The 20376-nt window shown below is 65.3% G+C and carries 21 protein-coding genes; 7 read left to right on the forward strand and 14 right to left on the reverse strand.

The window, feature by feature from the left end:
* Nucleotides 1-150: 150 nt before the first annotated feature.
* Nucleotides 151-1767, reverse strand: a complete 1617-nt coding sequence (locus tag ACVWY5_RS21275; protein WP_028336175.1) for a S10 family peptidase — start codon at nt 1765-1767, stop codon at nt 151-153.
* 163 nt (nt 1768-1930) lie between these two features.
* Here ACVWY5_RS21275 and ACVWY5_RS21280 point away from each other — a divergent pair, with 163 nt between their 5' ends.
* From ACVWY5_RS21280 to ACVWY5_RS21290, 3 genes are all read left to right on the forward strand, one after another.
* Nucleotides 1931-2710, forward strand: a complete 780-nt coding sequence (locus ACVWY5_RS21280; RefSeq protein ID WP_028336174.1) for an NAD kinase — start codon at nt 1931-1933, stop codon at nt 2708-2710.
* 104 nt (nt 2711-2814) lie between these two features.
* The gene (locus ACVWY5_RS21285; RefSeq protein ID WP_028336173.1) at nt 2815-3360 is read left to right on the forward strand and encodes a response regulator; all 546 of its coding nucleotides are present in this window, start codon (nt 2815-2817) and stop codon (nt 3358-3360) included.
* 9 nt (nt 3361-3369) lie between these two features.
* Complete coding sequence (locus ACVWY5_RS21290; RefSeq protein ID WP_028336172.1) at nt 3370-3948, forward strand: Hpt domain-containing protein; 579 nt, start codon at nt 3370-3372, stop codon at nt 3946-3948.
* A gap of 68 nt (nt 3949-4016) precedes the next feature.
* On the opposite strand, the gene ACVWY5_RS21295 is transcribed toward ACVWY5_RS21290, so the two are convergent.
* From ACVWY5_RS21295 to folE, 10 genes are all read right to left on the reverse strand, one after another.
* The gene (locus ACVWY5_RS21295) at nt 4017-5198 is read right to left on the reverse strand and encodes a DUF2336 domain-containing protein (RefSeq protein ID WP_028336171.1); all 1182 of its coding nucleotides are present in this window, start codon (nt 5196-5198) and stop codon (nt 4017-4019) included.
* A gap of 163 nt (nt 5199-5361) precedes the next feature.
* Nucleotides 5362-6366, reverse strand: coding sequence for a transglycosylase SLT domain-containing protein (locus tag ACVWY5_RS21300; protein WP_157346301.1), 1005 nt, complete (start codon nt 6364-6366; stop codon nt 5362-5364).
* 92 nt (nt 6367-6458) lie between these two features.
* A complete protein-coding gene (locus ACVWY5_RS21305) occupies nt 6459-7250 on the reverse strand; it encodes a c-type cytochrome (RefSeq protein ID WP_028336169.1) in 792 nt (263 codons plus the stop codon).
* Nucleotides 7247-8872, reverse strand: a complete 1626-nt coding sequence (locus ACVWY5_RS21310) for a b(o/a)3-type cytochrome-c oxidase subunit 1 (protein WP_028336168.1) — start codon at nt 8870-8872, stop codon at nt 7247-7249. Before ACVWY5_RS21310 ends, ACVWY5_RS21305 begins: the two co-directional genes overlap by 4 nt.
* Complete coding sequence (locus ACVWY5_RS21315; protein WP_028336167.1) at nt 8862-9425, reverse strand: cupredoxin domain-containing protein; 564 nt, start codon at nt 9423-9425, stop codon at nt 8862-8864. The genes ACVWY5_RS21310 and ACVWY5_RS21315 overlap by 11 nt, the downstream gene beginning before the upstream one ends.
* A complete protein-coding gene (locus tag ACVWY5_RS21320) occupies nt 9425-9604 on the reverse strand; it encodes a membrane protein (RefSeq protein WP_028336166.1) in 180 nt (59 codons plus the stop codon). Before ACVWY5_RS21320 ends, ACVWY5_RS21315 begins: the two co-directional genes overlap by 1 nt.
* A gap of 10 nt (nt 9605-9614) precedes the next feature.
* A complete protein-coding gene (locus ACVWY5_RS21325) occupies nt 9615-10865 on the reverse strand; it encodes a c-type cytochrome (RefSeq protein WP_028336165.1) in 1251 nt (416 codons plus the stop codon).
* 13 nt (nt 10866-10878) lie between these two features.
* Nucleotides 10879-11490, reverse strand: coding sequence for a c-type cytochrome (locus ACVWY5_RS21330; RefSeq protein WP_080667172.1), 612 nt, complete (start codon nt 11488-11490; stop codon nt 10879-10881).
* Between the two features lie 205 nt (nt 11491-11695).
* Nucleotides 11696-12124, reverse strand: coding sequence for a phosphoribosyl-AMP cyclohydrolase (hisI, locus tag ACVWY5_RS21335; RefSeq protein ID WP_028336163.1), 429 nt, complete (start codon nt 12122-12124; stop codon nt 11696-11698).
* Between the two features lie 28 nt (nt 12125-12152).
* On the reverse strand, nt 12153-12833 hold the full coding sequence (gene folE, locus ACVWY5_RS21340; protein WP_028336162.1) for a GTP cyclohydrolase I FolE: 681 nt from the start codon (nt 12831-12833) through the stop codon (nt 12153-12155).
* A 240-nt stretch (nt 12834-13073) separates the two neighbouring features.
* On the opposite strand from folE, the gene ACVWY5_RS21345 reads away from it, so the two are divergent.
* Nucleotides 13074-13520 carry an iron-sulfur cluster assembly scaffold protein gene (locus ACVWY5_RS21345; protein WP_028336161.1) on the forward strand — a complete coding sequence of 149 codons (447 nt, stop codon included), beginning with the start codon at nt 13074-13076 and terminating at the stop codon, nt 13518-13520.
* 74 nt (nt 13521-13594) lie between these two features.
* Here the strand turns inward: ACVWY5_RS21345 and ACVWY5_RS21350 are convergent, their stop codons facing one another.
* Entirely contained in the window at nt 13595-14521 is a 927-nt protein-coding gene (locus ACVWY5_RS21350) for a COG3904 family protein (protein WP_028336160.1), read from the reverse strand.
* A gap of 282 nt (nt 14522-14803) precedes the next feature.
* On the opposite strand from ACVWY5_RS21350, the gene yidD reads away from it, so the two are divergent.
* On the forward strand, nt 14804-15115 hold the full coding sequence (gene yidD, locus ACVWY5_RS21355; RefSeq protein WP_028336159.1) for a membrane protein insertion efficiency factor YidD: 312 nt from the start codon (nt 14804-14806) through the stop codon (nt 15113-15115).
* A 125-nt stretch (nt 15116-15240) separates the two neighbouring features.
* On the forward strand, nt 15241-15408 hold the full coding sequence (locus ACVWY5_RS21360) for a hypothetical protein (protein WP_016843922.1): 168 nt from the start codon (nt 15241-15243) through the stop codon (nt 15406-15408).
* An 82-nt stretch (nt 15409-15490) separates the two neighbouring features.
* Here the strand turns inward: ACVWY5_RS21360 and ACVWY5_RS21365 are convergent, their stop codons facing one another.
* Nucleotides 15491-16627, reverse strand: coding sequence for an MFS transporter (locus ACVWY5_RS21365; RefSeq protein ID WP_051376254.1), 1137 nt, complete (start codon nt 16625-16627; stop codon nt 15491-15493).
* Nucleotides 16628-16733: 106 nt separating this feature from the next.
* Complete coding sequence (locus tag ACVWY5_RS21370; protein ID WP_028336157.1) at nt 16734-18032, reverse strand: COG3904 family protein; 1299 nt, start codon at nt 18030-18032, stop codon at nt 16734-16736.
* 227 nt (nt 18033-18259) lie between these two features.
* Here ACVWY5_RS21370 and thrS point away from each other — a divergent pair, with 227 nt between their 5' ends.
* A complete protein-coding gene (gene thrS, locus ACVWY5_RS21375; RefSeq protein ID WP_028336156.1) occupies nt 18260-20308 on the forward strand; it encodes a threonine--tRNA ligase in 2049 nt (682 codons plus the stop codon).
* Nucleotides 20309-20376: the final 68 nt, after the last annotated feature.

Consider the following 20376-nt stretch of genomic DNA (forward strand, 5'->3'; position numbering starts at 1 on the left):
GGACCCATAACCACAAATGTTGATTGTTGCGCGACGTTGGGACGACGAGTCCCGATCACAACACGAGCCGCGGCGCATGGGTCCCGGCTTTCGCAGGGACGACGGCTGCGGGCATGGCGCAGCTGACTTTATCCAAACTGCCACGCCCCCTCACTTCATCAGCGCCTCGACCTCCTTGCGGAACGCCTGGCGCGAGCCGTCGCGGGAGTAGAACATGTGGCCGCCGGGATAGACCGCGAGCCTGGTGCGGCTCGGGCCCGCGAAGGCCGGCAACTGATCGAGGATGATCTTCGAGGCGAAGTACGGCGTGGCGAGATCGAACAGGCCGTGGCCGACCAGGAGTTTCAGGTTGGGGTCGAGCGCCAGCGCCTGGCGAAGCTGCGTCACCGACTCCGCCGGATTGATGCCGTGACCGAACTCCCAGGCCTTGTTCACGCTTTCGCTGAGCAGATGATAGGAGCCGTCCGGCCGCCAGTTCAGCTTGCGCGTGGTGAGGTCGACGGCGGCGCTGGTCAAAGGCGCCATCAGCGGATCGCCGGACGGATCGTTGAAACGGAAATAGCTGGAATCCGGATAGGGATCGAAGCCCTCGATGGAGGCGTCGTAGCGGCCGGTCACCTTGCCGTTCTTGCGATCGAACTCGCGGCGGAATTCGCCGATGTCGAAACGGCCGGCGAGCCTGCGGCTCACCGCCTGATCGATCCCGGTCAGGCTTGCGACCTTGTCGGCGAGCCGCGTGGTGGCGTCGGTGTCGGCCTGACCCTTGACGAGGTCGAGCAGGAAATCGCCGCGCGCGTAGCTCTCGACGTCGGCGAGATCCTCGCGCGTCACCGGCCCCTTCGTCTGTCGCGCGACCGCGGTCATTGTCGGCAGGCTTGCGACATATTGCAGGAGGCTGGAGCCGGTATATTCGCGGAAATCGAGCACCGGCGAGATCAGCACCAGGCCGCGGACGCCGACGCCCTGCTGCATTTGCAGATTGCGCACCACCTTGGGCCCGCGAATGCCGCCATAGCTTTCGCCGACGAGATATTTCGGCGACGTCAGCCGGTCGTATTTCTCCAGCCAGCGGCGGATCACCAGCGCGACCGAATTGGCGTCGCCGTCAACGGTGAAGAAGCGCTTGCGCGCCTCCTCCGAGGTGGTGACGAAGCGGCTGTAGCCGGTGCCGACGGGATCGATGAAGACGAGATCGGTGAAATCGAGCCAGGTGTCGGCATTGGCCTGCAGCTCGGGCGCGGCCGAGGACACCGCGCCGTCGAACGGCAGCCGCCACGGCCCGACATTGCCGAATTGCAGCCAGGCCGACGCGGAGCCCGGACCGCCGTTGAACAGGAAGGTCACCGGCCGGTTCGCCTTCTCGGCGCCGTCGAGCTGGTAGGACGTATAGGCGATGTCGGCGAGCGGCTCGCCCTTGTCGTCGAACACGCGGATCGAACCCGCGGTCGCGCTGAAGTTCAACGTGCGGGAAGGCAGCGCGACCGATTGCTTGGTCGTGGAGTCCGGCGGCAGGCGGTGTTGCTCGGCGGCAGGCGGATTGGCAGCAGTGCCAGCGCCGGGGCCGGACTCGCCGCCGCGCCCTGCCCGCCCCTTCTGGCCGCTCGGGTTCTGACCACCTGGGTTCTGGCCGCTTGGGTTCTGGCCGCCTGGGGCCTGCGCGCTCGGCGACGGCGATGGCTGCGGGACGTCATCGTCGGCTCTCGCCGCGGTCGCAAGGCAGGCCACCAGCAACGCCGCGGCGAGCCGTGTCGCAAGACTGTTAGCCATATTGTTCACTCCCTGCGCCCCGATTTACGCAATCCAGCAGCAAACTGCGCTAGTTTGGCGGCGCCGGCGTGGCATGCGGTCCGTTCCCGGACCATCTCGACAAGGCCGCCCGGGATGTATAGACGAGCGCGGCGTGTTCCGTGCCAAACGAGTTCGTGAGCGAATGGCCAGCTCCAAGCGGTATGACAAGATCGCCTTCGTCGCCAGCGCGAGCGTGGAAGCGCAGTCGGCGCTCGAGCAGCTGACGGAAATGTACGGCAACCATCTACCCGCGGATGCCGACGTCGTGGTCGCGCTCGGCGGCGACGGTTTGATGCTGCAGACGCTGCACGCCAACATGCGCAGCGGCAAGCCGATCTACGGCATGCACCGCGGCACGGTCGGCTTCCTGATGAACGAATATTCGACGCATGATCTGCGCACCCGGCTTGCCGCCGCGCGGGAGTCGCTGATCAATCCGCTGTTGATGCGCGCGACCGACATCCACGGCGCCGTGCATCTGCATCATGCCATCAATGAGGTCGCGTTGTTCCGGCAGACCTACCAGGTCGCCAAGCTGCGCATCCTGATCGACGAGCACGAGCGGATGCCCGAGCTGATGGCCGACGGCATCCTGGTGGCAACGCCGGCCGGATCGACCGCCTACAACCTCTCCGCCCAGGGGCCGATCCTGCCGATCAACGCGGCGCTGTTGGCGCTGACCCCGATCAGCGCGTTCCGGCCGCGGCGCTGGCGCGGCGCGCTGCTGCCGAATTCCGCCTTCGTGGTGATCGAGGTGATCGAGGGCGAGAAGCGCCCGGTCGCCGCGGTCGCCGACCATGACGAGGTCCGCGACGTCCGCCGGGTCGAGGTGCTGTCCGACAAGACGATCGCGATGCGGATGCTGTTCGACCCCGGCCACTCGCTGGAAGAACGCATCCTGCGCGAGCAGTTCGGCTACTGACGGCGCCTGCCCCCCGCCCGGCAACCAATCATTAACCCCGGACGGGATATGGTTAACGTCGGGTAATACCGCATTGGCCCGGTATGCCCTATCAGGGCCGGACCATGTATCGCATCGACTTCAACAAGCTGCGATTTTTGATTTGCGACGACAATCCGCACATGCGCCGCATCCTGCGGACGCTGCTGCATTCGTTCGGCGCGCGCGAGGTGTATGAGGCCGAGGACGGCGCCACCGCGCTCGAGATGTATACGCACTACGTGCCCGACATCGTCATCACCGACTGGTCGATGCCGATCTTCGACGGGCTCGAGCTTGCGCAGATGATCCGCCAGCCGGAATCCAAGGGCAACCCCTACGCGCCGATCATCATGCTGACCGGACATTCCGAGAAGCGCCGTGTCACCGTGGCGCGCGATGCCGGCGTCACCGAATTCTTGGCCAAGCCGATCTCGGCCAAGGGCCTCTACCAGCGCATCATGAACGTGGTTGCCAACCCGCGCCCCTTCATCAAGACCAAGACCTATTTCGGCCCAGACCGCCGCCGGAACACCACCAACACCTATATCGGCCCCGAACGCCGCGGCAGCGGCGAGGTCGAGGTGCTGCAACAGCCGTCGCTGCTCGAAAAGGCGCGCTCGGCCATCTAGGACATCGCCATGGCGAAAGACAAACCCGGGACGATCGAGGTCAAGAGTTTCGGCACGCACCACGTCATCACGCAGCCCAATCCGCTGCGCAAGATGTTGCTGCGCGTCCCCGAGAGCGATCTCGACGATCCGGTCGGCCGCGCCGAAAAGGCGCTCGCCGGGCTGTCGGGCGAGTTCAGGGAGTGGATGACGATCGAGGCCGACCGCCTCTCCGCCGCACACGCCACCGTGCTGCGCGAGGGCTTCAGCGACAAGACGCGCGAGGAGCTGTTCCGCGCCGCGCATGACATCAAGGGTGATGCCGCGACATTCGGCTATCCGTCGGCGGCCGCAGCCGCGGAGAGCCTGTGCCGCATCATCGAGCACGCGCCGGATCTCGGCGCCGTGCCGCCGCAGCTGATTGCGCACCACATCAACGCCGTGCAAGCGATCGTGCGCAACCGCACCAAGCTCGACACCGCGGTCGTCGCCGGCGTGCTGAGCAAGCAGCTCCGCGGCATCGCCGATGAATTCCTGACCCACGCCAACCGCGACCGTCCCGAGCACCTCGAGGCGATCCTCGCGCCGAGCATCGTGCCGGGCGAATAGCTGCGCGGCCGGCTGCTCGCATTGCGGCAGCCACTCAAGCATCCATCAATGGGAAGGAAACGCGGCCTTCAGGCCGCGATGAGATCGTCGTCGTAGGGCAGCACCGCGATCGCGTCTTCCGCGGCGAGCTCCTCGCAGAACATCCGCGCGTCCTCGCGGGCCGATTCCGTCGCGAAGCGGCGCAGCAGGATCAGAAGCGGCTCGGCCGCCGAATGATCGGTCTCGCAATGCGTCAGCACCCGCTCCACCATGCGGCGATGCAGCCGCGCCGCGCCGTCACCGCTGTCGACATAGCCGACCTCGTGGCTGGCCTCGAGCGCGACGCGGAATGCGGCGTAGGTGGATTCCGGCAAGCCGGCACGGCGCAGCAGCGCCTGCAGGCCGTTGCCGCCGCGGTCGTTCAACAGTGCGGAGACGCGGCCAAAGGGCAGCCCGGACAGTTCGGCGAGCGCCGCCCCGAACAGATCGAGATTGCCCGACAGCAGCGCGCGCAGGATCAGCCCGGCGGTCAATTGCCCGGTGGCGCGCAGATGCGTGATCAGGTTCTGCATGTCGTCGCCGAAGGCGCGCGCGGCGATGTTCACCGTGGAGCGTTCCCTGGCCTCGCCGGCGATCCGGTCGGCCCGATCGCTGCCGAGCCAGTTTCGCGCGACGACGAACTGCGCCAGTGTGTCGGAGAGCTTTGCGACCAGCGCCAGCCGCGTTGCCGACGGCAGGTCTTCCAGCTGCAGCATCGATTCCCTGATGGCGGCGAGATGGCCGTGGCGCTCGACGATGCGATCCCAGGAGAACGGCGCGAGGCCGGCGTAAGGATTTTCGATCAGCTCCAGCGCGGCGGCCGCCGAGCCGACCTCGGCAATCGCGGCGGCGACGGAGGCCGGCAGATTGATGCGGCGCGCGATCGCGCACTGCATCTCGTCGGAGCCGGTGGCGACGATGTCGACGAGGTCGGCATCGATCAGGAGCGGTGAATGCTCCAGCACCGGCAGCGCGATCGCCGGCTGGTCGGCCGACAGCGCCTGCACGATCGCGGCAGGCGCGTCGGCGCTGCGCGCGAACACCTCGGCCATCGCCTGCCGTACCAGCGGCGAGGGGTCGTCGAGCAGCATCAACAGCGCGCCTTCGGCTGCGATGCGGTCGTCCTCGGTGAGATCCGAGATGAGCCAGGCCCGGGCCAACGCCCGTGTTGCCTCTGCTCGCTCACCTGCTGGAGCGGTCCTAATCCAACTAATAAACTGCCGAACGATCATGGTCCTTCCGGCTTACGCAACGAAACGGCATCGACATACGACGCCACTGCAAGGAAAAATAAACCATGACGCTTAACAAAGGGTTCACCATAAACGTTTGGGATTATTGACGTTTCGTTAAAGCCGTAACGACGCGCGGCTTCGCGCGCGCAGCAAGGCAGCGCTAGCCGTTGCTGTAGGTGCCGCTCGGATCGCTGAACAGGTCAAGCCGCCCGGGCGCGCGGACCTTCGGCGTCGCCGACGCGGTCAGCGAAGCGGAATTGCCCCACAGCTCCTGCACCGCCGGCGAGATCGGCTCCGAGCGGTCGCCGGCCTGATAGAGCGAGCGGAAGGTCGGCGCCGGCTGCGCCGATGCCACAGCCGAGGTCGCAGCGACGGGCGCGGCCGACCGGGAGTCCGGGAAGGTCGAGAGATAGGACGCGGTATCCATGGTCAGCGCCGTGGTCGGCGCGGCGCTTGCGATCGCGTAAGGCGACATGGCGTCGCCGCCCGCCGCCGCGAAGGCGGTGCGCGTGTCCTTGGAGTTTGCGGCCGCGGCGTACCGCGTGGTCAGCACCGAATAGACCTGACTGACGCTGCGCGCGCTGCCCGACCTGTCGTAGAAGATCGACTGGTTGGCGGCCGCCGCCTTCGGAAACATCGCGGCCGCGTTGGCGCTCGGGCTGTCCTCGGCGCTCGAGATCAGCTTGCCGGCGCCGCCGACGCCCATGAAGTGGGCCATGTAGAGTTCGGCATCGGTCGGACGGCGGCCGAGCTTGCCGGTAAGCTTGAAGCTGTTGGACTGCGTCAGCACCGCCGCCATCGAGGACGCCGCGTCTGGATCGTCGCGCAGCTTCATGACCGCAGCGCGCGCCGAGGGATCGCTGACCGAATAGCTGCCGTCGGAATTCCTGGTGATGGCGTCGGCATACTGGCCATAGCCGAGCTGGCTTCCGGCCTCCTTGACGGTGCCGAGCCAGGTCTGGTCGATGAATTGATAAAGTCCATGCGCCGACGAGGTCGTGGCGCCGGCCCGCGGATTGAAATTGGATTCCATCTTCGCGGTCGTGAGCAGGTATTCGAAGCTCGTGCCGGTGGTCGCGGCCGCCTGCTTGATCGAGCTCGCGACCTTCAGGCGCGAGGGATCGACACCTGCCGAAGCCGTCGCGTTGAAGAGGTCGACCGCCATCTGTCCGGGTGCCTTGCCGGGCGCCGGCAATCGGCACCCATGTCCCGTCAAGGTGCCGTAATTATGGTTAATGGCGCGTTAATAGCGTCGGTTCAGGGCTGGGCCTCGTAGTAATGCGCGACCTGGTCGATCTCGTCGGCCGTCATCTGGCGCGCGATGTTGCGCATCTGCTGGCTGATGTCATTGCGGCGGGCTCCGGATGCAAAGGCCTCGAGCTGTGCCTTGATGTAGACCGCCGACTGGCCGCCGAGCCAGGGGCTTCCCGCCTTGTTGTCGACATCGCCGTGGCAGGAGCCGCAAGGCGCGATGTTGCGCATCGGGGCGCCCGTCACCACGATCACCGGCGCGGGACGCCCGGTATCCAGATTGTTCGAAGGCACCCGCGGCAGATAGGCGTAATAGGCCGCAACGTCCTTCATGTCCTGATCGCTCATCGCCGCGGCGAACGGGCTCATCACCACGCTGACCCGAGCGCCGGTCTTGAAGTCGTTCAGTTCCTTGTAGGTCACCGCGGCAAATTGCCCGGCGAGGTTCGGTGAATGGGCGTCGCTGACGCCCTGCGGTCCATGGCAGATCGCGCAGCGCTGCGCCAGCGTTGCGCCCCGCCCGATCGAGACCTGATTCACCTTGGTCAGCATTTCCGACGTCATGACGACATTGGACGTCTTGAAATCCGGCTTGATGCCGGTCTCCTGCACGGCGGCACGCGGAACGCCGGCCGCGCTGCAGATGGCATCCCAGACCCCCGCAAGCTTCAAATTGGGTTGCGCCAGCGGCAACCAGATCAGGCCTGCGACGGCCGACAACACGGCGATCGCGGCCGTGATGCCGACGCTGGCGCCGAACCACGGATTGCGCAGCGAGAACAGCGGCTGGTCGCTCATCGGCCTGCTCCGACATAGACCGCGGGCACGCTGGTCTCGTTCAGCGCCATCAGCTGTGCGATCGGGAAACCATAGTTCACCACCGTGAGACCAACCATCAATGCGAGCCACAGGCCGAATGAGTTGAGCGCGACCGGAATTCGCTCCGGCATGTGCAACGGCACCGCGAAGCGGTACGCACCCGCCTCGCCTCGCGCGCCGAACTGCCCGCGGATCAGCACCAGCAGGAACAGCAGGCCCGACAGCAGCAGGATGAAGCCGCCGATTGCCGACATCGTGACCGACAGGGCCTGCGGCGAGATCGCCGGGTTGGCATAGTCGTAATAGGCCATGCGGCGCGGCATGCCGAGGATACCGACATAGTGCCACGGGAAGGTGGTCACGATCATGCCGATGAACCACAGCCAGAGCTGCGTGCGCATCAGGCCAAAACTGTCCAGCGCACGGTCGGTCAGATGCGGCCACAGATCATAGGCGATGGCAAAATACATGATCACGATGGCGCCACCGAAGATCAGGTGGAAATGGCCGGTGATCCACTGCGTGTTGTGCACGGTGGCGTCGAGCTGATAGCTCATGTTGATCAGACCGCCGGCGCCGCCGAAGCCGAGCATGACCAGCGACAGTGCCGTCGCCAGCATGATCGGATTGGACCACGGCAGCGCGCCGATCCAGCCGAAGGCGCCGCGGCCGCCACGCAGGCGGCTGGCAATCTCCGCCGACGCGCAGATCGTGAACACCGTGAGCAGCGTCGGCAGCGCGACGAGGCCGGTGAACACCGAATGCATGAACTTGAATCCGGCACCGACCTGCGGGTCGGCAAACAGGTGATGCACGCCGATCGGCATCGCCACCACGACGAACAGGATGAACGAAATCCGCGCCATCGCGTCGCTGAAGAGCCGGCCGCCGATCGCCCGCGGGAAGATCGTATAATAGGCGATGTAGGTCGGGATCAGCCAGAAATAGACGATGGCGTGCAGCGTCCAGGAGAAGAAGACGCGGGCCAGCCCGGCATCGATCGTCGACTTCAGCCCAAGCGCCACGGGCAGGATCTGGAACAGGATCTCGAGCGCCGCGCCGACCGCGGTCCAGCCCCAGAGCAGTGAGCCCGCGACGTTGGCATACATCGCAAGCGGCACCGGCTTGCCCGGGTTCTCGCGCTTCCAGATCACGAAATTGGTCACCATCAGCGCGACCCAGATCCATGAGCCGACCACGACCATGACGACGCCGATGTAGTAGAACGGATTGCCGACCATCGGCGGATAGAAGGTGTAGAGCACCGAGGCGAGCCCGAGCGACACCGGGATCATCGCGACGACGGCACCGACGGCGACCAGGAAGAAGCCCACCCAGGCCCAGCGCCGTCCAACCAGCTCTTTCTCGAGTGAGGCTTCGGTGATCGCGTAGCCGAATCCCATCGCAATCAGTGTCGGGAATACGTATCCCATCGCCGAGCCATGGGCGGTAACCGAGCGATAATAGAACTCCGGATTGAAATGCCAGGCGTTCAACGGGCTGCGCACGAACATCTGCCAGGCGCCGAGCACCAGCGCGACGCCGAACACGATGAAGGCAAGCCAGAAATGCGCCGCGATCAGCCGCTTGTTAATCAACACAGGTCAGCCTCCGCTTCGCTGCCGCCATGTCACGGAACGCAGCCTTGTCGATCACCTTGACCTTGCCCCACATGCCCTGGTGGCCGATGCCGCAGAATTCCTGGCACGGCATCACGTGATCGCCCGGCGCCTTGAAGCGCACCGGCAGGTCCGTGACGTAGCCCGGCACCAGCATCGTGTTGATGTTGGTGCCCTCGATCAGAAAACCGTGGACGACATCGGCGCTGGTGGCGCGGAAGGTGATCGGCGTTTCCGCGGGCACCACGATGCATTGCGGCGTGAAGGAATATTGCTGGCCAATCGCGCGCACGGTGACCGATCCGTCGGCCTGCATTTCGCTGCCGAGATTGCTCTCGACGAATTCACCCGACAGATGCAGCGTCTTGGGATCGGCGGTTTCGACCCGGCCCTGCGGCATCGTCGCCTGATGGATGCCGATATAGGTCGCCATGCCGACCAGGACGCCGACAATGACGATCGACAGCGTCGCCCAGCGCCGCTCGATCCGTGCGGCAACGGCCTCGCCGAGGCTGTGGTCGGTCTCGCTCGCCATCAGGGAACGCTCCGCGGCAGGAAGACCAGCAGATAGAAGGCAAACCACAACCCGACCACGACGGCCGTCGCAATACCCGCGACCGCGACCGCGCCGCCCGGACCGGCGCGCACGATGGCCTCGACATCATCGTCTTCCGAGCCCGATGCCGGCGGTTGCGGCGAAGACGAGTTGATCATGATCGCACCCCTAGTTCAGCGTTGCTGCCCGCAGTTCGTTGGCCTGTCGCGCCGACACCGGCTCGCCGCGATTGCCCCAGGCCGTTCGAATGTAGGTCACGACAGCCGCGACCTCGTCATCCGACAGCTTCTGCGCGAACGGCGGCATGCCGTGGGGCATCGGATTGCCCGACGTCCCCGGCGGATATCCGCCATTGAGCACCATCCGGATCGGGTTCACCGCGGAGACCATCTGGATCGACTGATTGCCGGCAAGCGGCGGATAATCCGGCGGCATGCCCTGCCCGGTCGCGCCATGACAGCTTGCGCAGTCGCGGTCATAGATCGACTTGCCGAAGGACAGCAGCAGACTGCTCTCGGCCGAAGGCAGCGAAGTCGACGCCTTCTCCGGAGGACCGCCCTGCGCAAGGCCCTTCAGGTAGACCGCCATCGCGCGCGCATCATCATCATTGAGAAATTGCAGGCTGTTGTAGACGACCTCGGCCATCGGCCCGTACACGGCGCCCTTGGCGGACACGCCCTTGCGCAGATAGTCGACGATCTCCTCGATCGTCCAGTCGCCGAGCCCGGTCTCCTTGTTGGAGGTCAGCGACGGCGCGTACCAGTTCTGCATCGGGATCAGGCCGCCCTCGAAGGCCTGCGACTGCTTGCTGCCGCCGAGCGCATTGATCGGGGTGTGACACATCCCGCAATGACCCAGCCCCTCGACCAGATAGTTACCTCTGTTCCACTCTGCCGACTTCGTTGGATCAGGCTTGAACTCGCCTTCCCTGAAGAACAGCGTGCGCCAGCCGAGGATCAGCGAGCGGTTGTTGAACGGGAATGTCAGGTCGTGCGGCTTGTTGAGCTGCCTGACCGGCGGCACCGTGCGCAAATAGGCGTAGATCGCGTCGCTGTCCTCGCGCGTCACCTTGGTATAGGAGGCGAACGGCATCGCCGGATAGACCAGGCCGCCATCGGGGAAGCGGCCATTGTGCATCATCTGGTAGAACTGATCGGAGGTCCACGTGCCGATCCCGGTTTGCGGGTCGGGCGTGATGTTCGACGTGTAGAGCGTGCCGAATGGCGTCTTCATCGGGAGGCCGCCGGCGAAGGTCTTGCCTTCGCGCGCGGTGTGGCAGGCGATGCAATCGCCGGCGCGTGCGAGATACTCGCCCTTGGCGAGGACGGCCGGATCGGCCGCCTTCTGCTGCGCCGAGGCCGCAACGGGCGAGAATGCCAGCATCAGTCCAACAAGCAGTCCTGTTAAGGTTCGCGACATCGGCACGATCCCTTCAATGCGGTTCGCTGCCGCATTCGAGCGGCATCGGAAGGCTGCCTCGCGGCGCGAAGGATGGATCCGCCGGCGCCGGACGCGAGGACAGGTAGGCAGCCACCGCCTTCACATCGTCCTCTGTCAGCAGGCTCGCGACGATCTGCATGCAATCGGGAGCGAACGCGGTCCGCGTGCCGTAGCGCCAGCCGCCGAGCTGGCCGCTGATATAGGCCGCGCGCAGGCCAAGCAGGCCGGGAATGCCGGGCTCCATGCCGCCCAATGTGGGACCATGGCAGGCTGAACAGGGCGGAATGCCGTGCTGCGGATCGCCGTTCTTCACGATCGTCTCGCCGCGCGCCAGAATCTCCTTGCTGTCGACGGGCGGGACCGGCGGCGGAAATGCCGGCCTGAGTGAGGCGAAATATTCGGCGATCTTCTTCAGGTAATCGTCGGTCTGAAACTCCAGCAGGTAGTTCATCGGCGGATATTTCCGCCGTCCATCCCGGAATGCGACGAGCTGGTTGTAGAGATAGCCCGCCGGCTTGCCGGCCAGCCGCGGGAAATAGGCGTCGCTGGTGCCCTCGCCTTCGGCGCCGTGACACGGCGCACAGGCAAGGACGCGCGCGGCCATCGTATCGGGTGCGCGCTCGGTTGTTTGCGATTGCGCTGCACCGATCGGCAACACAACCCAGGCGAGAAACCCAACAAGCGGTATCAGACGATGCGCCACAACTCACCCCCAGCGCGACGACGATGTGCAATTACTTGCACACAGCCGAACAGGAGGCAACGCAGTGCACCACTTCGATGCATCGCATTTGATCTAGGTCAACGCTCTATTTGCGATAGACCTGCGCCGGATCGAACAGCTGCTCGGCGTCGACAAAGGACAGGCTGACATTGCCGCCCTCGTCCTTCACCGCGCGATAGAAGCAGGAGCGCCGTCCGGTGTGGCAGGCGGCGCCGATCTGCTCGACCTTGATCCACACCGCGTCCTGATCGCAATCCATCCGGATCTCGACCACGCGCTGGGTCTGGCCTGAGCTCTCGCCCTTGCGCCACAGCGCATTGCGCGAGCGGCTGAAGTACCAGCCCTCGCCGGTCGCGATCGTCTTGCGCAGGGCCTCGTCGTTCATATGCGCGACCATCAGCACATCGCCGGTCGCGGCATCGGTCGCGACGCAGGTCACAAGGCCTGCCGCGTCGAACTTGGGCTGGAAAGCCAGCCCCTCCTCGCGGTCGTGATCGTGGGTCGCTGCGGACACGGAAAACCTCGCTCGGGAAAATGCGAGGTTACCGGTTCGGTCCTCGCACCAGGGACAGGAAACGCTGCTGCTCCGCCGGATTGTCGCGGAACATGCCGGTGAAGCGGCTGGTGAAGGTCGATGCACCATGCTTGGCAACGCCGCGCACCGACATGCAGGTATGCTCCGCCTCGATCAGCACGGCAACGCCGCGCGGCTTCAGCACCTCGTCGATCGCAGCAGCGACCTGCGCGGTGAGATGCTCCTGGGTCTGCAGACGGCGGGCGAAGATGTCGGTCAGCCGCGCCAGCTTGGAAAGGCCGACGACGCGCTCCACCGGCGTATAGGCAATATGCGCCTTGCCGTAGAACGGCATCATGTGATGCTCGCACTGCGAGGTGAACTCGATGTCGCGGACAAGGACGAAATCGTCGTAGCCGGCGGTCTCGCCGAAGGTGCGGTTCAGCACCTCGGCCGGGCACTGGTGGTAGCCCTGATAGAGCTCGTCATAGGCCTCGACGACCCGGCGCGGCGTGTCGAGCAGGCCCTCGCGGCCGGTGTTCTCGCCGATATAGGCGAGCAGCGTCTTCACGGCGTCCTCCGCCTCCGCCCGCGACGGGCGCGGCTGGTCGGCACGAACGGCCGCCGTCATGAATTCTGAGGGGTCGAGCTCGCCGGGCTTGGCGTCGGCCGGCTTGCTGGGGCGAATCGATTTGATCAAGGCGTCCATGTCTTCTCCGTTCGACCGGCCCTCGGATTTGACCTTGGTCCGGATGTGTCACCGGGCAGACGGGGCGGATGGTTCGACCGCCGGGCGCCTGAGTCCCACAATTGTAGCACCGCCGCGGCGGAGGTGGGCCGCGGTGGCTGCATGGCCGGGCTATGTTTCCGGCGTTGCCGTCCATATATAGGACGGTGCAACCCAGCCGCCAAGAGCGCCCGGCACGGCCGGAACCAGGCATCTGTCCCCATGCTGAACGACATTTACAACAAGCGGATCATCGAGTTGGCCGGCAATATTCCGCGCCTCGGACGACTGGCCGACCCGGACGCCAGCGCTACCGCCCACTCCAAATTGTGCGGTTCGACCGTCAAGGTCGACCTCAAGATGGACGGTCCCGTGGTGACGGACTTCGCCCATGACGTGAAGGCCTGTGCGCTCGGCCAGGCCTCATCCTCGATCATGGCGAGCCGGGTGGTGGGCTCGACCGCGGACGAGCTGCGCGAATTGCGCGAGACGGTCCGCAAGATGCTGAAGGAAAATGGCCAGCCCCCGCAGGACGGCAAATGGGCCGATATCGCGCTGCTCGAGCCGGTGCGCGACTACAAGGCCCGCCATGCCTCGACCATGCTGACCTTCGATGCCGTGGTCGATGCGATCGGCCAGATCGAGGCCAAGGCGTCGCAGCCGGCGTAAGATTCCACCTCGAGGTCCCCGATGCGCAATTGCGCATCAGAGGTCCGCTTACGCATCCACGAACGAGACGAAGCTTACTGCGCGGGCTGGACCGGCGCCGGCGCTGCGCTGCCACCGGTCGGCACCACGGCCTCGGCGGTCTTGGTCGCCCTCGCCGCCTGCGACGCCTCGCCCTCCATCGCGCTGCTCACGAAGCGATCGTTGTTCTTCGGCTTCGCCTCGGCGACGGGAATTGCGTTGTCCTTGGTGTTGTCCTGCCGCGGCAGCACGTCGGCAACCGCCTCGGTGGTGATGAGATTGGTCAGCCGCAATTCGGCCGTCGACAACTCGTGCAGGTCCTCCCACGGCGGCACGCTGAGCGAGAGCGCCAGCAAATCCCCCGCGCCGCCCATATCGAAGGTGTACTTGGCAAGACGGCCGATATCGCGCTCGACGATCATCAGGTCCTGCGCGGTGTAGCTCGCGGCCTTGGCGTCGTCAGCGCGATCGCCCATCCAGATCTGATGCACGCGGACATGGGCGGCCGGCGGAACATAGCGCGTCTTGCCCGACAACAGCAGGAACACGCACATCGACTCGCAATAGGCATCCGGCAGAACGCTCGCGCGGCCGCTCTGCGCGGCCTGATTGACGACGCTGGTGCCGACCGTGGTCAGCACGCCGAGACCGCGGAAGCGGCGGCCGAGCGCGATTGCGTCGTTGACCGAGCCGCCGCTGGAATCGAGCACGATGGTGGCGCCGTTGAGCTGGCGGCCGCGCGCGAACTCGTCGAATTCCCTCGGACTATCGGCCGTGATGATACCGACCGCGGACACCCAGCCGCGGCAATTCGGCTGGCAGGCGATCCAGCTGAACTTCATCGGCAGCTTGCGCTCTTCGAGGGTCGAATTGGCCTGCGCGGAACCGCCCGCCATGGCGGCGGTGCCGGAAACCGCGAAGCAAAGAGCAACGGCGCCGGTAAGCGCCCAACTGCGCAACGAGAGCGACTTGACGAGCCTCAATTTGGTTCCTTCCCCCAAGCCCTTGGTGATGCGAGCGGTGGCAATGGCCCCATGGCAATGCGCCACGATTCTGTCAGCGGCGCGTTATGGGAACGGTAGCGTTGCTGACCCGGACCGTCCATAGAGCCCTTGCTGCAGCGCCATCGGTGCTGTGCAATAATAACGAACTGTGGCGTAAATATCTGCAACAAAACAGTTCCTTGGCTTGGAACCCCCGCAAGACTACGTACATACTTGCGTATGCCGCCGACAGACCATTCAACGACTCACCATCCACGATGCATGGACTGTGCCAGCACCATGCGCCGCTTGCCGCGCAACCTCGGCCGCGCCCTGATCTGGATCTACCGGCACACGCTGTCGCCGCTGGTCGGCTACAACTGCCGGCATCTGCCGACCTGCTCCATCTATGGCGACGAGGCGATCGAACGCTTCGGCCTGTGGGGCGGCGGCTGGATGACGCTGGCAAGGCTGCTGCGCTGCCAGCCCTGGGGCACATCCGGGATCGATAATGTCCCGCTGACGAAGCCGCCCGGGGCACGCTGGTACCTGCCCTGGCGCTATGGCCGCTGGCGCGGCGTCAACGAAGGCTGACGCGGCGTCAACGACAATTGATCGATTGCTGCGGCACGTCCAAGCGCGGCGCGCATTGCTGCCCGGCGGAACTGTGGCGATAGTTGGCGCATTGTTTCATTGCCCCCCTTGGGGAGGAAACAACAATGCGCTGGAAAATCAGCCACAACGGTCATGATCCCCGGCAGATCGACTTGCTGGCCGTGCTTGCCTTGCTCGTCGTGATCGTCGCCGCCTACGGCTACTTCACCCACAATCCGAACAAGCCGAGCACGACGGCGTTCATCGTGCCCAGTCAAAGCGTGAGGTGGTGACGCGCAGTCGAGTTCCCGGATGTTCCTCACGCGGATCGTTGCTTGGGATGCTCTCGCGAACACAAGCGTGAAAGCCAACCGTTCACTCGGCCGCGGCGGTTACAGCCGTCCGTCGCGGCCGCGTGATGACCACGACCGCAAGCGCCGCCGCGACGAAGGCCGTGGCCACGTAGCCCGCGCTGTGCAGCCATTCGCGGGCGAACAGCAAGCCACCGATCGCGGAGCCGATGGCCTGGCCGATATACAGCACCGAGGTATTGAGCGAGACCGACGCCGAAGCGAGCGCCGGAGCAGCACCGACCAAGCGTACCTGCTGCATCGAATTGGTCGACGCAAAGCCGAGGCCCCACACCGCGACGGAGGCGGCCATCAGGGCGTAGGCGCCGGCGCTCAGCGCCCAGCCGGCGACGCCTGCGAGCAGCAGCACGGTGAACAGGACCGAGGTCTTCCAGGCGCCCCAGGAATCCACCACGCGCGTTGCGATCACGATGCCGACGAACCCGAAGATGCCGTAGAGCGCGAACACGATCCCGACGGCGTCCGCATTGGCGCCGGTCAGCTTGGCGAGCAGCGGCCCCATGAAGGTGAACACCACGAACTGGCCGGACATCTGCAGCGTCGTGATCGACAGCAGCAGAATGACCATCGGATTGCGGCCGAGATCGACCCAGGTTCGGAGATCAACCGGCGCGCCGTGCAATCCGCCTGGCAGCCGCCACCACAGCAGCAGGGAGCTGACGAGCCCGGTCAGCGCGATCGCGCCATAGGTCGCGCGAAAGCCGTAGCGGCTTGCGATGAAGGTGATCAGCGGCAGCCCGATCGCGGCGGCCAGCGACCAGCCGAGGAAGATGTAGGCAATCGTGCTGCCGCGCTTCTCCACCGGCACAATCAGTGCCGCGGTGCCTGCCGCCTGCGGCGTGTAGAGCACGCCGACCGCGAGCATCACCAGCCGAATGATCAGGAGGCTGTCGTAGTTCGGCACGAAGGCAGAAGCAGCATTGGTCAGGGTCAGCACCAGCAGCGTCGCCGTCAGCAAGGCCCGCCGCTCGGTCCGGCTGGTCAACCACGCCGTCACCGGCGAGCCCACGCACAGCACGATCGCGCCGAAGGTGATCAGGAGACCCGCGGTGTGGATCGTGACGCCTAGTCCGTCGGACAACTCCGCCAGCATGCCGGCCGGCGCGAGCACCGAGCAGCCGGTGACGATGTTGCCAAGCATCAATGCGGTGGGAGCGAAGCGTTTCACGCCGCGTTGTTAGCAGACGCCGAGATCGATGCAACTGCATCTAAATGCATGGCACCTGATCGAACGGCGCCTCTTGCGCTCATGGCGACGGCGATGCCGCCGGCACCGCACTGACGCTCGGCGACACGGCGGCCGGCAACGGGCTCGCAGGCTTCGGAGCGGCGGTCGCCGCCGGGCATGATGCCAGAAGCTGCGTCCAGCCCCGCTCCAGCCCGATGGTGCCGATATCGAATGTCGCAAGGCCGGACTTGGTGTCAGACTTGACGTCAGACTTGGCGTCAAGCTTGGCGTCGGCTGCCATCGGGCTTTCGCCGATCTGCAGATGCGGGGCCGCGAGCATCGCCTTGACGGCGTCCGATGTCACCGCCTCGCTCCAGACCTCGTATTTGCCGAACCGCGCCGACCGGCCGAATGCGACGGTTCTGGTCGCGCCGGCCATCATCAGCACCGTGCCCTTGCCGGCTGCCCCCTCCTCGAACTCGCGCACGAACATCAGCCGTCCGCGATCCTTGCTCTCGCAGAACAGCCGCCACTCCATCATGCGGAACGCGCTGCCGTCGGCCCTTTTCTGCTGCACGATCTTGCGAACATAGGGCCGTGTCTCCTTCTCCACCGCCCACAGGGTTTCCGGCAGCGGCCGCGTATCGATGCCGAATTGATAGAGCTCCGGCCGCGTCAGCACGTGCAGGTCCTCGAACTTCACGGACTTGATGAGGTCGCTGAGCTCATGGCTGATGCCCATCGCCGCGAGGAATACATTGCGGTCGCGATCGGCGCTCACCATCTCGCGCCGCCTGAAGTCCGCGACGGCCTGCGCAGGCGGATGCCCGTGGACGACGAACATCAGCTTGGAGTTATGCACCGCGAGCACCGAATCGGGCGCCACTTCGCGGCTGGTCGCGCCCAGGAACAGATAGGCGCAGGCCGAGACGCACATCGCGTTGCGCGTGGTGAGTTCGGCCTCGACCTCTCCCTTGGCGGCCTTGATCTTCAGGCAGGCGGCGTCAATCTGTGTGCCTGTGGAACAGGCCGGCACGATAGTACGGCCGACCCGGGCGATTGCCTTGTGCGCGCGCAGGAACCGCGCGATCCCATAGGACTGCTCGACGTTTCCGCCCGGCGAATGAAGGTAGATCGGAAGCTGCCTGTCCTTGTTGGCAAACAGGAAGGTGCGAATCCGCTGCGCGGCTTCCCGATCGATCTCGCCTTCGATCGCGATCCAGCGATCGCAGCCGGCGCCGCAGGCGTTCGCCGGCCCATGGGCGAGATAGATGGTCAGCTTTTTCGCAAATCCGGCCTTCTGGACCGGTGTTTCTTCCGCCCGCAACACGCCCGGGATCAGAAGCAACGCCACGAAAAACAGGAAACGGGAAAACATGAACCTTGCGGATCGCGCGATGGCGGAAAACGGACGCCGGACGTTAGACGATGATCGGCAGCGTCGCAACGATCCGTGGCGTCAGCTGCAGCCGAGCCTTGTTCAAATCCGCGCGGCCGGAGGCCCATTTTCTTGATATTGCCGGATTGCAGGCGTCAAATCCCCTGCTATACCGCTGCTTTCCGCTTACCTGCGCTCGTTCGCAGGAGTGAGCTACAGGAGACACCATGGCCGATACGCCACCCAAATCCGAATCCGGATTCCAGTACAGCCTCTCTAACCTCAAACCCGCAGAACCCGTGAACAAGATCGCCCTCACCTTCCCTGATGGAGCGAGGCGCGATTTCCCGAGAGGGACCACCGGTCTCGACATCGCCAAAGGCATTTCGCCCTCGCTCGCCAAGCGCACCGTCGCGATGGCGCTCGACGGCACGCTTGCCGACCTCAATGATCCGATCGAGGCCGACGCCAAGATCGAGCTGATCGGCCGCGAAGACCCGCGTGCGCTGGAACTGATCCGGCACGATGCCGCGCATGTGCTGGCGGAAGCCGTGCAGTCGCTGTGGCCGGGCACCCAGGTCACGATCGGCCCGGTGATCGAGAACGGCTTCTACTACGACTTCTTCCGCAACGAGCCGTTCACCCCGGAAGATTTTGCCGCGATCGAGAAGCGGATGCGCGAGATCGTCGCGCGCGACAAGCCGTTCACCAAGGAAGTCTGGGATCGCGAGAAGACCAAGCAGGTGTTCCGCGACAAGGGCGAGGCCTTCAAGGTCGAGCTGGTCGACGCCATTCCCGGCAACGAGCCGATCAAGATCTACTTCCAGGGTGACTGGTTCGATCTCTGCCGCGGCCCGCACATGACCTCGACCGGCAAGATCGGCAACGCCTTCAAGCTGATGAAGGTGGCGGGCGCGTATTGGCGCGGCGACTCCAACAATCCGATGCTGACCCGCATCTACGGCACGGCATTCGCCAAGCAGGAAGACCTCGACGCCTATCTCAAGCAGATCGAGGAAGCCGAGAAGCGCGACCATCGCAAGCTCGGCCGCGAGCTCGACCTGTTCCACTTCCAGGAGGAAGGCCCGGGCGTGGTGTTCTGGCACCCCAAGGGCTGGACCATCTTCCAGCAGCTGATCGCCTATATGCGGCGCCGGCTGCTCGGCGATTACGACGAGGTCAACGCCCCGCAGATCCTCGACAAGGCGCTGTGGGAAACCTCGGGCCATTGGGACTGGTACCGCGAGAACATGTTCGCGGCGCAGTCCGCCGGCGACGAGGCCGAGGACAAGCGCTGGTTCGCGCTGAAGCCGATGAACTGCCCCGGCCATGTACAGATATTCAAGCACGGGCTGAAGAGCTACCGCGACCTGCCGTTGCGGCTCGCCGAGTTCGGCGTCGTGCATCGCTATGAGCCGTCGGGCGCGATGCACGGCCTGATGCGGGTGCGCGGCTTCACCCAGGACGACGCCCATGTGTTCTGCACCGAGCAGCAGCTCGCCGACGAGTGCCTCAAGATCAACGACCTGATCCTGTCGACCTACGCCGATTTCGGCTTCGACGGCGAGCTCACGGTCAAGCTCTCGACGCGGCCGGAGAAGCGGGTCGGCACCGACGAGATGTGGGATCACGCCGAGCGCGTGATGGCGACGGTGCTGTCGGAGATCAAGGCCAAGGGCAGCAACCGCATCCGGACCGAGATCAATCCGGGCGAAGGCGCGTTCTACGGACCGAAGTTCGAGTATGTGCTGCGCGACGCCATCGGCCGCGACTGGCAGTGCGGCACGACCCAGGTCGACTTCAACCTGCCGGAGCGGTTCGGCGCGTTCTACATCGATCATGACGGCTCGAAGAAGGCACCCGTCATGGTGCACCGCGCGATCTGCGGTTCGATGGAGCGCTTCATCGGCATCCTGATCGAGCACTATGCCGGCAACTTCCCGCTCTGGCTGGCGCCGACGCAGCTCGTGGTCACGACCATCACCTCCGAAGGCGACGAGTACGCCAAGGTGGTGGCAGCCGCCGCGCGCCGCGCCGGGCTGCGGGTCGAGATCGACCTGCGCAACGAGAAGATCAACTACAAGGTCCGCGAGCACTCGCTGGCCAAGATTCCGGCCCTGCTCGTCGTCGGCAAGAAGGAAGCCGAAACCCATTCGGTCTCGGTCCGCCGCCTCGGCAGCGAGCGGCAGACCGTGATGCCGACCGATGAGGCGATCGCCGCGCTGGTGGATGAGGCGACGCCGCCCGACGTGAAGCGGGCGCGATCCGTCGCCTGATCTTCACAATCGGTCTAAACTGGCTTTCATTGGCTTGGTCGTGCCCCCATCTTGGGGGCACGACTCCC

Source organism: Bradyrhizobium sp. USDA 3256, from assembly GCF_054058275.1.

Coding starts and splice junctions, on each gene's coding strand:
- ACVWY5_RS21275 (WP_028336175.1), bottom strand. CDS start 1,767: ATGGCTAACAGTCTTGCGACACGGCTCGCCGCGGCGTTGCTGGTGGCC.
- ACVWY5_RS21280 (WP_028336174.1), top strand. CDS start 1,931: ATGGCCAGCTCCAAGCGGTATGACAAGATCGCCTTCGTCGCCAGCGCG.
- ACVWY5_RS21285 (WP_028336173.1), top strand. CDS start 2,815: ATGTATCGCATCGACTTCAACAAGCTGCGATTTTTGATTTGCGACGAC.
- ACVWY5_RS21290 (WP_028336172.1), top strand. CDS start 3,370: ATGGCGAAAGACAAACCCGGGACGATCGAGGTCAAGAGTTTCGGCACG.
- ACVWY5_RS21295 (WP_028336171.1), bottom strand. CDS start 5,198: ATGATCGTTCGGCAGTTTATTAGTTGGATTAGGACCGCTCCAGCAGGT.
- ACVWY5_RS21300 (WP_157346301.1), bottom strand. CDS start 6,366: ATGGCGGTCGACCTCTTCAACGCGACGGCTTCGGCAGGTGTCGATCCC.
- ACVWY5_RS21305 (WP_028336169.1), bottom strand. CDS start 7,250: ATGAGCGACCAGCCGCTGTTCTCGCTGCGCAATCCGTGGTTCGGCGCC.
- ACVWY5_RS21315 (WP_028336167.1), bottom strand. CDS start 9,425: ATGGCGAGCGAGACCGACCACAGCCTCGGCGAGGCCGTTGCCGCACGG.
- ACVWY5_RS21320 (WP_028336166.1), bottom strand. CDS start 9,604: ATGATCAACTCGTCTTCGCCGCAACCGCCGGCATCGGGCTCGGAAGAC.
- ACVWY5_RS21325 (WP_028336165.1), bottom strand. CDS start 10,865: ATGTCGCGAACCTTAACAGGACTGCTTGTTGGACTGATGCTGGCATTC.
- ACVWY5_RS21330 (WP_080667172.1), bottom strand. CDS start 11,490: ATGGCCGCGCGCGTCCTTGCCTGTGCGCCGTGTCACGGCGCCGAAGGC.
- folE (WP_028336162.1), bottom strand. CDS start 12,833: ATGGACGCCTTGATCAAATCGATTCGCCCCAGCAAGCCGGCCGACGCC.
- ACVWY5_RS21345 (WP_028336161.1), top strand. CDS start 13,074: ATGCTGAACGACATTTACAACAAGCGGATCATCGAGTTGGCCGGCAAT.
- yidD (WP_028336159.1), top strand. CDS start 14,804: ATGGACTGTGCCAGCACCATGCGCCGCTTGCCGCGCAACCTCGGCCGC.
- ACVWY5_RS21360 (WP_016843922.1), top strand. CDS start 15,241: ATGCGCTGGAAAATCAGCCACAACGGTCATGATCCCCGGCAGATCGAC.
- ACVWY5_RS21365 (WP_051376254.1), bottom strand. CDS start 16,627: ATGCTTGGCAACATCGTCACCGGCTGCTCGGTGCTCGCGCCGGCCGGC.
- ACVWY5_RS21370 (WP_028336157.1), bottom strand. CDS start 18,032: ATGTTTTCCCGTTTCCTGTTTTTCGTGGCGTTGCTTCTGATCCCGGGC.
- thrS (WP_028336156.1), top strand. CDS start 18,260: ATGGCCGATACGCCACCCAAATCCGAATCCGGATTCCAGTACAGCCTC.